At 48.2% G+C, this 14,635-nt stretch carries 13 protein-coding genes; 10 read left to right on the forward strand and 3 right to left on the reverse strand.

What is annotated here, in order from left to right; all coding sequences use genetic code 11:
* Positions 1-68: 68 nt before the first annotated feature.
* From P2H89_RS01675 to P2H89_RS01705, 7 genes are all read left to right on the forward strand, one after another.
* On the forward strand, positions 69-1,193 hold the full coding sequence (locus tag P2H89_RS01675) for an MraY family glycosyltransferase (RefSeq protein WP_275824733.1): 1,125 nt from the start codon (positions 69-71) through the stop codon (positions 1,191-1,193).
* Between the two features lie 152 nt (positions 1,194-1,345).
* The gene (gene frr / locus P2H89_RS01680; RefSeq protein WP_275824734.1) at positions 1,346-1,909 is read left to right on the forward strand and encodes a ribosome recycling factor; all 564 of its coding nucleotides are present in this window, start codon (positions 1,346-1,348) and stop codon (positions 1,907-1,909) included.
* Between the two features lie 101 nt (positions 1,910-2,010).
* A complete protein-coding gene (locus tag P2H89_RS01685; RefSeq protein WP_275824735.1) occupies positions 2,011-2,772 on the forward strand; it encodes a PPK2 family polyphosphate kinase in 762 nt (253 codons plus the stop codon).
* A gap of 176 nt (positions 2,773-2,948) precedes the next feature.
* On the forward strand, positions 2,949-3,335 hold the full coding sequence (gene mscL / locus P2H89_RS01690) for a large-conductance mechanosensitive channel protein MscL (protein ID WP_275824736.1): 387 nt from the start codon (positions 2,949-2,951) through the stop codon (positions 3,333-3,335).
* Positions 3,336-3,446: 111 nt separating this feature from the next.
* A complete protein-coding gene (locus tag P2H89_RS01695) occupies positions 3,447-4,490 on the forward strand; it encodes a DUF3078 domain-containing protein (RefSeq protein ID WP_275824737.1) in 1,044 nt (347 codons plus the stop codon).
* Between the two features lie 70 nt (positions 4,491-4,560).
* A complete protein-coding gene (locus tag P2H89_RS01700; protein WP_275824738.1) occupies positions 4,561-5,553 on the forward strand; it encodes a segregation/condensation protein A in 993 nt (330 codons plus the stop codon).
* A 270-nt stretch (positions 5,554-5,823) separates the two neighbouring features.
* Complete coding sequence (locus tag P2H89_RS01705) at positions 5,824-6,675, forward strand: pirin family protein (protein ID WP_275824739.1); 852 nt, start codon at positions 5,824-5,826, stop codon at positions 6,673-6,675.
* A gap of 8 nt (positions 6,676-6,683) precedes the next feature.
* Here the strand turns inward: P2H89_RS01705 and P2H89_RS01710 are convergent, their stop codons facing one another.
* Together P2H89_RS01710 and dxs are read right to left on the reverse strand one after the other, a co-directional pair.
* Positions 6,684-7,328, reverse strand: coding sequence for a murein L,D-transpeptidase catalytic domain-containing protein (locus P2H89_RS01710; RefSeq protein ID WP_275824740.1), 645 nt, complete (start codon positions 7,326-7,328; stop codon positions 6,684-6,686).
* Between the two features lie 189 nt (positions 7,329-7,517).
* Complete coding sequence (gene dxs / locus P2H89_RS01715; protein WP_275824741.1) at positions 7,518-9,449, reverse strand: 1-deoxy-D-xylulose-5-phosphate synthase; 1,932 nt, start codon at positions 9,447-9,449, stop codon at positions 7,518-7,520.
* 283 nt (positions 9,450-9,732) lie between these two features.
* Between dxs and P2H89_RS01720 the strand changes: the two genes are divergently transcribed.
* From P2H89_RS01720 to P2H89_RS01730, 3 genes are read left to right on the forward strand one after another with little or no spacing between them, the layout of a single operon-like run.
* Positions 9,733-10,776, forward strand: coding sequence for a histidine kinase (locus tag P2H89_RS01720; protein ID WP_275824742.1), 1,044 nt, complete (start codon positions 9,733-9,735; stop codon positions 10,774-10,776).
* Positions 10,777-10,783: 7 nt separating this feature from the next.
* Positions 10,784-11,518: a response regulator gene (locus P2H89_RS01725; protein WP_275824743.1), complete on the forward strand. Its 735-nt coding sequence runs from the start codon at positions 10,784-10,786 to the stop codon at positions 11,516-11,518.
* Positions 11,519-11,546: 28 nt separating this feature from the next.
* The gene (locus P2H89_RS01730) at positions 11,547-12,830 is read left to right on the forward strand and encodes a M28 family peptidase (RefSeq protein WP_275824744.1); all 1,284 of its coding nucleotides are present in this window, start codon (positions 11,547-11,549) and stop codon (positions 12,828-12,830) included.
* Positions 12,831-12,903: 73 nt separating this feature from the next.
* Here P2H89_RS01730 and P2H89_RS01735 read toward each other — a convergent pair whose 3' ends face one another.
* Complete coding sequence (locus P2H89_RS01735; RefSeq protein WP_275824745.1) at positions 12,904-14,598, reverse strand: TlpA disulfide reductase family protein; 1,695 nt, start codon at positions 14,596-14,598, stop codon at positions 12,904-12,906.
* Positions 14,599-14,635: the final 37 nt, after the last annotated feature.

Below are 14,635 nucleotides of genomic sequence, written 5' to 3' on the forward strand. Positions count from 1 at the left end.
GCACCAAATTTGCCCCAACGGCCCTGATTAGCAGCACGTAGATAAATTTGGTCACCAAAACCTGGCTAATGTTTGATGTATTACTATCAATAGCTATCTCCTTCACTATTACTTTTTTGGCAATTCCGGTTATTATTACAGTAGCGGAACGGAAAAAGCTATTTGACCTACCTAATGAGCGCAAGATCCACCAGAATCCAATTCCCTCGCTTGGCGGCCTGGGTATATATGCCGGTTTCGTGATGGCTTGTTTGATCGCTATTCAATTTCATACTTCTCCCGAGTTTCAATATTTCCTGGCAGCGAGTTTCGTGATCTTCTTCCTTGGATTGAAGGATGATATCCTGGTGATATCGCCCATCAAGAAATTCATTGGGCAGGTACTGGCGGCCTTTCTGATCATTTATAAAGGCAATGTGCAGATCAGAAGCATGCATGGTTTCATGGGTATTCATGAATTGCCCGAATCTTTCAGCCTGCTGCTTACCTACTTTACGATCATCGTGATCGTCAATTCATTCAACCTCATTGACGGTATCGATGGACTGGCGGGGAGCCTGGGTTTGATGGCCTCTACCGTGTTTGGATTCTATTTTTTACAGATCAATATGCCGGCCTATTCCATCCTCGCTTTTGCGTTGGCTGGTAGCCTGGCGGCATTTCTTATCTTCAATTTTCATCCGGCTAAGATATTCATGGGCGATACGGGCTCGTTACTGATCGGTTTGATCAATTCGATATTGGTTGTTAAGTTTATCGAAGTGGCCAATGCCGTGAATGTGCCTTACCCTATTGTGGCTTCGCCCGCTATCGGGTTCGCGATCCTGATGATCCCCCTGCTCGACACATTACGGGTATTCGCTATTCGTATTGTCAACAGGCGCTCACCGTTTAGCCCCGACCGCAACCACGTTCACCATTTATTGCTGGACAAAGGGCTTTCGCACCGTTCTATTACGCTTACCCTGGTTACGATCAACCTGCTGGCCATCGTGGTCTCGTATGCCCTGCGCGACAGTGGCTGTACCTGGATCATCCTGGCTATTGTGCTGATCTTCTTTTCGGGTATTGCGGCGCTCTACTATACCCGTCCGAGACCACGCCTCTTTGTGGCCCGTTCGGTAGAGCCCGATAATAAGAACTCCCGTATTGTACCGCTCACCAAAGACACGATCCTCGAACAAAAGAATTAAGTCGTTTTTTACCGCCATGCCGGCCGGTTGGTGGTGACCGCCCGGAGTATACGCTTTTGCCTGTCAGTGGCTAATTCTGTGCAGGTTAGCGTATTCTGATCGCAAAATTCTGTATTCTTCCTACATTTGCAGCGCATCAACATTCAAACTTTATGTCAGACGAGTTAATTATAATTGAAGGACAGGCGCAGGAAGCCATGGATAAAGCGATCACCCACCTCGAGTCGGAACTGGTGAAGGTGAGGGCCGGCAAAGCCAGCCCCAGTATCATTGACGGTATTGTTGTGGATTACTATGGCACTCCAACTCCGATCAACCAGGTAGGCAATATCTCCGTGGCCGATGCCCGCACCCTGAGCATCCAGCCCTGGGAAAAGAATATGCTGCAGCCCATCGAGCGCGCCATCATCAATTCAAACATCGGTATCAACCCGCAGAACGACGGTGTTATGATCCGCTTGTTCATGCCTCCTTTAACCGAAGAACGTCGTCGTGAACTGGTAAAGCGTGCACAGAGTGAAGGCGAACATTCCAAGGTAGCTATTCGTAACATCCGCCGCGATGCCATGGAGCAGATCAAGAAACTGCAGAAAGATGGCTTGAGCGAAGATGCTGCGAAGGATGCGGAAAAGGATATGCAAACGATGACCGACAAATACATTTCACTGGTCGACAAGCACCTTGCTGCCAAAGAAAAGGATATTATGACTGTATAAAACAGTTTAAAGATCTTATCATATTTGGCCACACCATCGCACGGTGTGGCTTTTTTTATTAGACCAAAATACGATACCTTAATTGTCTTAAACAGTTACCTATGGGAAAGATCAAGTTGTCCGATACTTCAACCCGTGCACCAAAGGATTTTGACAAAGAGGCTACGAAAGTAAAGACGCAGGCCATCCTTGAAGAGTTGGACGACCTGCAGAACCTGTTGTATGCCGAGTCGAAGCACGCGATCCTGGTGATCCTGCAGGGACCCGATGCCAGTGGAAAAGATGGCCTGATCCGCGATGTATTTACCTCCATGAACCCGCAGGGTATTACTGTCAAATCCTTTAAAACACCCACGGCGGCTGAATTGAGCCACGACTTCCTATGGCGGGTGCATGAAGCGGCTCCAGCCAAAGGGATGATCCAGATCTTCAATCGCTCGCAATATGAGGATATATTGATCACGCGCGTGCATAAATGGATCGATGACGACACAGCGCGTAAGCGTATGAAGGCCATTAACGATTTCGAGCGACTACTGGAAGAGCACAACAATACCCGGATACTTAAATTCTACCTGCATGTATCGTCCGAGGAGCAGCAGGAGCGGCTTAATGAAAGGATCAACGATCCCAAAAAGCAGTGGAAGTACAACGAGAATGATTTCAAGGAAGCGGCCATGTTGAAAGATTACCGTGCTGCTTACGAAGATTGTTTTGAGTATTGCAATGAAGTGCCCTGGATCATTGTGCCAGCCGACCAGAACTGGTACAAGGAATATATTGTTGCATCTTCATTGCTTGAAACGCTTAAAAAGCTCGACATGAAGTATCCTGGTTTGAAAAAAAGCACAACAACTTTCTGATTGGTCGATTATTTGCATGTCATTTTGCAAGCTTTCTTCTATTGGCCGCCAAGGTTAGTAACACTGTATCCAACTCCACTGAAATACCCACTCACGGTTAAGTTCTGCCATTGCTATTTCTTATATATTAGGTAATTTACTATAGCTTTTATTTTCTAACGTTAAAACAACTAAACATGGGAATGGTATCTGAATTTAAACAGTTTGCCATGAAGGGCAATGTTGTAGACCTGGCTGTTGGTGTGATCATAGGCGCTGCTTTTGGAAAAATCGTTAGTTCTTTGGTTGATGATGTAATTACTCCATTAATCTTAAAGCCTTTGCTGGAGGCTGCACATCTCAACAAACTGGAAGACCTTACCATGTTTGGTACCGTTAAATACGGTGTGTTCATTTCCGCGGTTCTTAATTTTATCATCGTTGCCTTTGTACTCTTTTTATTGATCAAGGGGATCAACAGAATGAAGAAAAAAGAAGAAGAGGCTCCGGCGGCACCCCCAGCTCCTACAACCTCCGAAAAATTGCTGGCCGAGATACGCGACGAATTGAAGCGAAAAGGATAACGGCGATTTCGCGGTTACATTCAATGCATCAGGCAATTAATGGTTAAGCACTTGACTCTGGCTGGTAGTATTATTTCAACAGATTAAGGTAGAATCAAACTTGAATAATATATGAGAAGATTAGTTTTACTCATGGGGATCAGTATGTCTTTCATGGTAAGCCAGGCACAGGATGCAGAGCTTAAGGATATAAGGTCACAGGCTGAAAAGAAGCTGGCAGAAGACACAGCCCATAAATCGGGATGGCGAAAGGGAGGAACATTCACGCTCAATGTTGGGCAGGGCGGCAGTAAGAACTGGGCGGCTGGTGCCGAAAAGTTTTCCTTTACTATTGCTGCTTACCTGAGTGTATATGCCAACTACAAGAAAAATAGGTTTTACTGGAACAACAGTCTCGACCTCGGTTATGCTATGGTGAATACCACCTCGCAAGGTGTTCGGAAAACCGATGATAAGATCGATCTCTACAGCAAGCTGGGGCATGAGCTCTCAAAAACGCTAAGCATTGCCGGCGTCGTTAACTTCCGCTCGCAGTTTTCGGATGGTTTCGATTATGATTACCGCGGCAAGGATGTCAAACGCAGGATATCTGGCTGGTTCGCCCCTGCTTACCTGGTCATTGCGCCGGGTATCGATTGGCATCCCACCCAATATTTCAGTGTATTTGTTTCGCCGATCTCTACGCGCTTTGTATTTGTTACCAATGATCCCAAGAGCTATTATTATCCCAATGGCGACCCCGGACCTGCCGGTGGCGGTTATGAAGCTCCCTTGTCAACTAACTATGGCGTAGATCCGGCCCGTAAAGTGAAATGTGAAGCAGGCGCCTATGCTTCCATCAATTTCAATAAGGAGATCTTTAAGAACGTTTCCTACAAAAGTCGCCTCGATCTATATTCCAACTACCTCAAAACCTATCGGTTCACCCCAACGGGACCAGATCAGTTGCTGATCGAGGAGGTTAGTCCCAAACCTCAGAATATCGACGTCTTCTGGACCAACACGATCGTGATGAAAGTGAATAAGTTCCTGAATGTTACTTATAACCTTGATTTGATATATGACGATGATGTGCGGCAGTTTGGCGACAACAATAACTCCGCCGCTACCCAGGTAAGGTCGCTGCTGGCTGTGGGTTTTTCTGCAAAATTCTAAACAGGGATTTGCTTACATTTGTCCGCCCGGCCCTGTCCGGCCGGACATTTCTTTTTCTAAATACGTACGTGTGAATCAATCCAGTTACCAGATCAAATTACCGCAGTTTGAAGGCCCATTCGACCTCCTGTTATTCTTTATTGAGCGGGACGAACTGGATATTTATAATATACCTATTACCAAGATCATCAAGGACTTCATGGATTACATTCATGGAGGCCAGGCTTTAAATATCGAATTGTCGAGTGAGTTCATCCTGTTCGTTTCCACCCTGATGCGGATCAAAGCAAAGATGCTGTTGCCGCGTAAGGAACTGGATGCCCAGGGTAACGAGATCGATCCCCGCCAGGAGCTCGTCGATAAGATCCTTGAATACAAACGTTTTAAAGAAGCTTCTGTACGCATGGCCGAAATGGAAGCCATCCGGATGCTGATGGTAAGGCGCGGTAACCTGCAGAAGGAACTGTCGACCATCGGCGAAGAATCGGGCGAAGGCACTGAGATCCAGACCATCACCTTGTTCAAGTTGATGAAGACCTTCGAAAAGGTCATGAAGAAACTGGAGCAAAGGAATAAAAAGCCGGTGCATACTGTAGTGCGCTACAACTATACGATGGAGGGCAGTCGTGAATACATGCTCTCGCAGGTAAAGAAAGAAAAGGTGATGTCGTTCGAAAAGGTCTTCACTATTTGCGAAGATCGTATCCATGCTATTTTCCTTTTCCTGTCCATGCTCGAACTGGTGCAGATGCGCTATATGAGCCTGATGGTAGGGGAAGGCCGCAATAATTTCCTACTCGAATTCAACGAGCACCGCGAAGAAGATCCCATCTTTGACGCCAGAACCCTCGGTATGGAGCCGCCGGCCGACGGTGCTCCCCTGGTTGGCCTGTTTGCCAGTGAAGCCGCCAACGACCAGGAAGCGACCATTGAAGATGAGGATGCCGATCAGCCTTCCGAAGATTCAGGGGCTGTGGAAGATCAACAGGATGATAGTGAAGGCGATAGCGATGATTCAGCATCTGCTGAAGGCGATTCGGACGAAAATGCCCCCCGTTCATAAGTCAGGAACTCTTATTTGGTTTTAGTGGCTCTTCCGCCCTTCCGGCGAAAACCAGTTCCTGCTGCCTGCGAAGGGTAACATGGCATTGCTTTACTGTGAGCTTGTGCACCTACAGCTGTCTGCCGATGCGTCGGTAATTCTCCCATTTGCATGCCTAAAAGACCCGAAAAGCTTCCTTTTTACTGCCAGTTTGGAATAGGTACAATAGTTGGTGTTTGAACGCTGAACCACATTGTTTTACCCGTAACTAATCAAAAAGGAGCTTTTTTTATGACTACCAGAACAGTGGCTCAAATCACTGATGCTAGCAATGAACATGTAGGACCGTTTAAAATTAAGAATGTGTTGCCTACCCGTACGTTGAAGCAGGTAGATCCCTTCCTGCTTATTCACCACATGACTCCCAACGTGGTCGAGGCTAGCGCCGAACTGAGGTTGCCGCCCCATCCACATGCTGGTTTTGAAGTGGTGACGTATTTGCTGGATGGAGAGTTCTTTCACAGAGACAGTAAAGGACACAATCAGGTGGCCACGGGCGGCGATATCAACTGGATGACTTCCGGTAACGGTATTGTTCACTCCGAAGGGCCTACTGCCCATTTCCTGCAAAAAGGCGGTACTGTACAATTGTTACAGATCTGGATCAATCTGCCTTCGGACAAGAAAACACTGGATGCCTCTTTCAGGCACTATGCCGCTGGCAGCCTGCCCGAACAGACCGGTGAAGGTCTTTGGGTGAAAACGTTGATCGGTACGTATAACGGACAGTCGTCTCCGATTGCTACCCATACGCCGATGTTCCTGCACCATGTGAAGGTCAAGGCGGGTACTTTGTTTACCCTGCCCGTTGAAAATTCGTACAGCGCGGCTTTATATATTTTGAATGGAAAATTGAAACTGGTTGGTGAAGAAGTGAAAGCTGGTCAGCTTGCCGACTTCCAGATCGATGGAGACCAGGTGGTGGTAACTGCGGTTACCGATGCCGACTTCATATTATTTGGTGGTGAGCCGATCAAGGAGAAAGTGGTAAGTTATGGACCCTTTGTGATGAATAGTTTTGAAGAGATCCAGGAGGCGATCAGGAATTATGAGATTGGAAAAATGGGTGTGTTGGACTATTGAGGAGTCGTTTATTCAAAGATCCATAACAGTATTGGCCGTGACGATCCATCGATCGTTGCGGCCAGTTTTTTTAGGAAGTGTGGTGCCACCGTGGGGCAGCCATCACTTTGACAAATAGGATAGGGGTTTACTTCGGCGGCCGGCACACACTCGTGCGAATGTAATACGACATACCTTTTGAAAGCATTGTTATTAGTGGTCTCGAGCCCGTGTAGTTTATAAGCGAGGCCGAACCTTCCCTTATATGGGTTGCCGATCTTGTATTTCCCCAGTGATGTGCACCCGCAGCCAACGGTGTTGCCATAGCGCCGGCCAGCAAGCCAATCCTCGTTGCACCTCCCATGGGTAACCAGGCCGGCGTCGAGTATGGAATCTTTTTGCAGGTCGTATACGAAGAACCGGTTGAGGCCCGATTCGATGCTCATATCTATCAGGAAACAATACTGCGCGTTGTATTTGTTCAGCGTAGCATACTGCCGCGCTTCTTTTGCCCTGGAGGACAGTTTGAGTGTCAGCTTTTTGTTGCTGTTGAGTGTCGCCACTTTCGTTCGGGCGGCTTTGGCTGATGGGTTCATTTTGGTATAATACCAGGCGGCGCTGGCAGCGACGACCAGCAGCAGGGAGGCGAACGCCCACAGCAATATTCGTTTCATGTATTGGGGATTAAAGCAAAGGATCAGATGCCGTAGGAACGTTTCTCCATAAAAAAACAGTGGGAATTTGTTGTTAAAGATTTCAGAAGAAAAGGGGAAGGGGCCAGGGCAGGTGAATTGCGGGGGGATTCAAAAAATAACCCCGGCGCTTTGTGGCATCCGGGGTTGAACATATGGTTGAATTACTTCTTATTGCAGGAGGTGCCCTACCGTTACTTTGTCTTTCATCATTTCACGCACGGCCTGTGCTATGCCGGCCGCATCGTAGCCACATTCGCGGTGGAGTTCTTTAGGTGTGCCATGCTCTACCAGCCTGTCGGGGATGCCGAGCATTTTCACCGTAGCGCGATAGTTGTGCTGCGCCATAAACTCCAGCACAGCGCTGCCGAAGCCACCAACGATGGTGCCGTCTTCAACGGTGATCACTTTATCGTACTTACTGAACACTTCGTGGAGGAGCGCTTCGTCTAACGGTTTGGCGAATCGCATGTCATAATGGGCCGGGTTGAGGCCTTCGGTCTTCAATTCACGGATGGCGGTGGTGGCAAAGTTGCCGGGATGGCCGAGTGTAAGGATGGCGATGTCTTCGCCGTCTTTCAGCTTGCGTCCTTTGCCGATGGGGATTTCCTCAAACGGTGTACGCCATTCGGGCATTACACCTTCGCCGCGGGGGTAGCGTATTACTACCGGCAGGGTGTTACTATCCAGCTGGGCGGTATACATCAGGTTGCGCAGCTCACTTTCATTCATGGGCGCGCTGATGACCATATTGGGTATACAACGGAAATACGGGATATCGTAAGCGCCATGGTGCGTGGGGCCGTCTTCGCCTACCAAACCTGCGCGGTCGAGGCAGAGGATCACCGGTAGTTTCTGTATCGCTACATCATGCACTACCTGGTCGTAAGCCCTTTGCATGAAGGATGAGTAAATATTGCAGAACACTTTCAGCCCCTGGGTAGCCATACCTGCGCTGAGCGTAACGGCATGCTGTTCGCAGATGCCTACATCGATGGCCCTGTCGGGCATTTGCGCCATCATGAATTTGAGCGAGGAACCGGATGGCATGGCAGGTGTAATGCCAAATACGTTGGGGTTCTTTTCGGCCAGTTCGATGATGGTATGTCCAAATACGTCCTGGTATTTAGGTGGCTGCTTGGTTTCGAATGTCTTTTTGTAGATCTCTCCGGTGATCTTATCGAAGAGGCCGGGGGCGTGCCATTTGGTTTGGTCCTTTTCGGCCAGCGAATATCCCTTACCCTTAACGGTAACGATATGCAGGATCTTTGGTCCGGGTATTTTCTTGAGGTCCTGGAGGGTATCTACCAGCTTGGTGATATTGTGTCCGTCGATAGGGCCAAAGTAACGGAGCTTCAGGGCTTCAAAGAGATTGCTGCTCTTGTTCACAAAACCTTTAACGCTATGTTCCAGTTTGGAAGCCATATCGCGGGTAAAATTCTTGCCTACAGGCAATTTACCCAGCGCCTTCCAGATATCGTCTTTAAGCCGGTTGTACGTGTGAGAGGTAGAGATATCGGTAAGGTATTCCTTGAGGGCGCCCACATTGGGGTCGATGCTCATGTTGTTATCATTGAGGATAATGAGCATGTCGGCATCGGTGACGCCTGCATGGTTCATCCCTTCGAAGGCGAGGCCAGCGGTCATAGCTCCATCGCCGATGATGGCCACCGACTTGCGGTTCTCCCCTTTATGCCGGGCAGCCATGGCCATACCCAACGCAGCTGAAATAGACGTGGATGAATGGCCTACACCAAATGTGTCGTATTCGCTTTCGGATCTTTTAGGAAAGCCGCTAAGACCGTTGTATTTACGATTGGTGCTAAAATTATCCCGGCGGCCGGTAAGTATCTTGTGACCATAAGCCTGGTGGCCTACGTCCCACACGAGTTGATCGTACGGGGTATTGTAGATATAATGCAGGGCTACAGAGAGTTCTACCACTCCAAGACTGGCGGCAAAGTGACCTCCGTGTACGCTCACCACATCGATGATATATTGGCGCAACTCATCACACAGTTGATGGAGCTGCTCTTTGCTGAGCTGCTTTACATCTGCCGGTGAGTTGATCATTTTAAGTAAGGGGCCGGGAGCAATTTCCATCGGGAAAAATTTAGGGACAAAAATACTATTTTATCGCCTGAAATTCAGCGTTCGCGGCTTTCTCCGCCCAACGTTCGTTTTACAGGGGCAAACCACCCGGAAAAACAGTCCGGTATGTATGGGTGAATTGGATATATTGGATTGATTTTTAATAGAATGACGTACATTGGGAGTAAATAAGGACGATTGTTGCCTGCCGATGGACTTGCTATTTTGCCATATATCCCAATTAAGGCAGGAGGGCTATCCAAATGTATAGTTTTGCTAAGACCCAATTTCTGAGATGGCGAAAAGAAATTCATATTACTGGCTTTGCCAGTTAGGTGGCTGGGGCCTGGTTGGCCTTTCCATGTTGTTTTATGCCTTTACCTTTAAAGAAGCGATTTCCCCTGCTTATTTATACCGTATCCTGATATACGTAGTGTCGGGCATTGTCAGTACACATATCCTCCGTGAGTTCCTCAAAAGGACCAACTGGCTGATGTTGCCGATTGAAAAGATGGTAACCAGGCTGGGTGCTGCCGTGATCATCACCAGTATCCTCTATGGTTTGTTGGTATTAGGCGCTTACGAGCTGTTCAAGTTCGAGAACAAGACCAAGCTTGATTTTTCCACGCGCCTTTTTGCCAATGTGCTCAATATCGGCATCTTCATGATCCCCTGGATCCTGCTGTATTACTTCTATCACTATATTGAAAAGAGCCGTCGCCAGCAGGTTGACACGCTGAAGCTGGAGTCGCTGGTGAAGGAGTTGGAGCTGAAGACGATCAAGTCGCATATCAATCCGCATTTTATTTTCAATGCCCTCAACAGCATCCGGGCGTTGATCGATGAAAACCCCAACCGGGCACGCAATGCCATTACTGAGCTGAGCAATATCCTCCGTAGCAGCATGCAGGCCGAAAAGCTCGAAACGGTGCCTTTCGAAAAGGAACTCAATATCGTAAAGGATTACCTCGCGTTGGAGTATATCCGTTTTGAAGACCGGCTTCGTATTGAATACCAGATAGATGAGGATACCCTCGATCAACCCGTGCCGCCGATGATGCTACAAACGCTGGTTGAAAATGCCATTAAACATGGCATCGGCAAGCAGATCAGTGGTGGGGTCGTCAAGGTGATCTCCGATTTCAGAAACGATTTTCATGAACTCATTGTGTTGAATTCGGGATCACTGAATGGTCATGTCAATGGGGATGGTTTTGGCCTGTCGAGTACCAGGAACAGGCTGCAATTATTGTTTGGTGAAAAGGCTAACTTTGAAATTAAACAGGTAGAGGCGGGTTTGGTAGAGGCAAGGATCCTGATCCCTGTTGAACTAAAATAAAGGACGTATGATCAAAGCGATTATTATCGATGACGAACGACTCGCCAGGAATGAACTGAAGAAGTTGTTGATGGAGTTTCCCGAAATTGAAGTGGTAGCCGAGGCCGCCAATGCCGGCGAAGGTATCGAGAAGATCGAGCATATTAATCCCGACCTGGTTTTCCTCGACATCCAGATGCCAGGTAAAACCGGTTTCGATATGCTGTCTGAACTGGACCGCACGCCCAATGTGATTTTTACAACTGCCTACGATGAATATGCGTTGAAGGCCTTCGAAGTGAATGCGCTGGATTACCTGCTGAAGCCCGTGGAGCCCAAGCGCCTGGCCGACGCCATCCAGAAACTACATATGCAGGATGAAAGGGGAGATGTAAACCCATTGCCGGCAAATATGAACCGCTCTATCCTGAGCGAGAATGACCAGGTGTTCGTGAAAGACGGTGAACGTTGCTGGTTTGTGAAATTGTCGGAGATCCGCTTATTTGAAAGCGTGGGCAACTACGCGAAAGTATATTTTGGTCCCAATAAGCCACTGATCCTGAAATCGCTGAACGCTTTGGAAGAAAGGCTCGATGAGAAGACCTTCTTCCGCGCCAACCGTAAGCACATTGTGAATCTTCGGCTGATCGACAAGATCGAACCTTATTTCAATGGAGGTTTGTTGCTGGAACTGAAAGGTGGTGAAAAGATCGAGGTGAGCCGCCGGCAAACCGTCAAGTTCAAAGAAATGATGAGCTTATAACTCCTAATTATATTTTTTAGACCACCACATGATGAAAAAATACGCTCTCGTCCTTACCGTATTAACGATCGGTACAACCTCATTTGCCCAGAAAATAGACCAGGTGATCTCAGAAGCGGAAGTAGCGCGTGTAGAACGCACGCTTTCTGCTGATGACATGCAGGGCCGGGCTCCCTTTACACCGGGTATCGATAAGGCGGCTGCTTTTATCGCCGAAGAATTCAAGAAGGCCGGCCTGAAACCGGTGAACAAGAAATCGTATCTGCAATCGTTCGATATGCTGCGCACTAAATTCCTGGCAGCGAAGGGAACTTTGAACGGAAAACAAGTTGCCGAGCAGGATATCCTGGGCGTAACCAACAAAACCGTACTCAAGGTAACCGAGGCTTCGAAGTACACCACCATCCGGGTGCCTAAAGACAGCCTGTATCCCGTGTACATGCGCCTTACGCAGTCGAAGGGTGATTTTCTCTTACTGGTAGATACCGGTTCACGCAGGTTGTTCAATGGCCTGAAACGTCGCTCAACGTCGTTTGCACCCACTTCCAACATCATTGCCTTGTTGACGATGGAGGAGCCTGCTACTTACGATATTGAATTTACCCAGGAAGTAACCGTGATGCCGCTTAACAATGTAGTGGGTATCCTGCCCGGGAAGAGCAAAAAGAATGAATATGTGATTTTCTCCGGACACTACGATCACCTTGGTATCGCCAAAAAGGCCAATGCAGCCGGTGATTCCATTTACAATGGTGCCAATGACGACGCCGCCGGTACTACGGCAGTGATCATGCTGGCTCATTATTTCGCTCAGCAGAAGGATAATGAGCGAACCATCGTTTTTGCTGCGTTTACCGCTGAAGAATCCGGTGGTTTTGGCGCGCAGTATTTTTCCAGGCAGTTCGAACCAGCTCAGGTGATGGCCATGTTCAATATCGAGATGATCGGTACCGACAGCAAGTGGGGCGACAACTCCGCTTACATTACCGGTTATGATAAAACCGATATGGGTAAGATACTGGAGAAGAATCTGGAAGGCACTGCCTTTAAATTCTATCCCGATCCTTATCCCGACCAACAGTTGTTCTATCGCTCGGACAATGCAACACTGGCGCGTTTGGGGGTACCTGCCCACACGATCTCTACTTCCAAAATGGACAGTGAGAAATTCTATCACACACTGGATGACGAGTTCGAAACGCTGAACATGCGGAATATGACAGAGATCATCAAGGCCATCGCACTCAGTTCTACCTCTATTGTTGCGGGTAAAGACACCCCTTCACGTGTAGATACGAGTTCACTCCGATAAGTTTCAATACTCATAATAAAAAGAGCAGCGCAATTCAATTGCGCTGCTCTTTTTTATGGGGAAATCCTCGTTGTCAGGATTTCTTCAGCAGGTTGTTGATAGCCCGTACCAGTTTTTCTTTCGAACCCGGGCGTGCCGCCCGGTCATCGGCCACTTTTCCGTTCTTATCTACAAGTACGTAATGAGGTATGCCGGATATGTTGAATTTATCGGATAATAACTTTCCTTCATTATCATTGGCAAAATAATGCTCGCCAACAATGTCTTTGTCTTTGATGGTGTTTTCCCACGACTGTTTGGTGCAGCTGATGCCAATGTAAAGGAATACAACCTCCTTGCCTTTCAATTCCATTTGCAGGTCTTTTGAGTTGGGCATTTCGCTCATACAGGGCCCGCACCAGGGAGCCCAGAAATCGATGTAGACTACTTTCCCTTTGTAGGGTTTTACAAGTTCTTCGAAGAATTTATCACTGCTTGCCTGCAATGGCGACCGAACGTGGGTGGCGGCAGGCATTTTGCCGGCTGCCATGTCCTGCAGCCGCCCATTGTCGCGCTGTACCTGGGCGCTAATGTTTGGATTGTTGATCTGGCGGGTTAATACGGCAAGTTGATCATCATTGAGTGCCAGGCGGCTCCGTTCGATCATCGCGTTGTACTTGCGGGCTATCACCAGGTCGCGGCCGGTGCTGGCAGCAATATTCCGGCCGATAGAGTCCACTCCTTGCAACGTGCTCATCCTGGCGTTGAAGTCGGAGTAGTCGAGCTTGTATTTGCGATAGAAGGAATCGACCCATTGTTGTTGCGCTGCGTTTCGCTGGCTCTTGTTAATCAGTAGGGGGAATTCCTCTTCCTGGCTTATGACCGATCCATTTGACTTCAGGTAGCTGAGGAAGTTGAGCGTGTCGGTCTTCGTTGCATTGTAGGCCATCGGAAGGTTATTGGTGTATTCCCGAAGGTAGTTGGAGTAGGCTTCGGTGATGAGTGCTTCGTCGTTGTCGATGGGTGTTTCTTCCATGAAGCTGAGGTACTCTTTGCTGAGTTCAACTCTTCCGCCGCCTGGTTTTGACATACCGTGCAGCCACCGGTAACGCAACAGGTCTTCAGCAGCATGGTACCGGATGTACTGCGTCATCAGTTGCCTGAATTCGGTGCTGGTATTGTTCTTTTCGTTGAACACCTGGAGCGAGTCGATCATCTGTTGTCTTTTGCCGAGTCGGTAGGCTTTATAGGGCAGCTGATCGAGAGAATCGATCCTGGCATTGTGTTCTTTGTAGTAAAGAACCTTAAATCCGACCGGGCGGAAGTGATTGCATTCCCTGTTGAGTTGGCCATACTGGCCGGAGAAAGTAATGGGCGATGGAAGAACCCGTTGTTGTTGAAACGACAACGTTGCCCGGGCTTTGATCGTGGGGAGGTCGACCTGCATATCAAGCGTTGTGCCCGGCACTCCATAAAAGACGATCAGCTCGTCGCCAAACAGGAAGAATAGCTCCTGGGGCCTATTGAGTGGTATGGTCATGTTGAACTTACCTGCAGGCGTAATTTCTGTTACATGGTTTTGCTGGTTGTTTTTGTACAGGTGGTTGTAGACGATCTTGCAGTATCGAAAAGAATCGATACCTGGCTGATAGTTTGTAAAGGTGCCGGTTAACGTGAATGGCTTTTCGGCAAGGCTCAACTTGCTGAAGCCGTTCAGGGACCGGGTAGTTTGTGCCTGTGAAAGGCTGCAGCCGATACATATGAATGCGAGGATTAATCTGATCTTCATGGTGGCGTGGGTGGTGAATGGTTATGGTTGAATTAAA

Origin of the sequence: Paraflavitalea sp. CAU 1676 (assembly GCF_029223285.1) — a bacterium.
Lineage (GTDB): Bacteria > Bacteroidota > Bacteroidia > Chitinophagales > Chitinophagaceae > Paraflavitalea.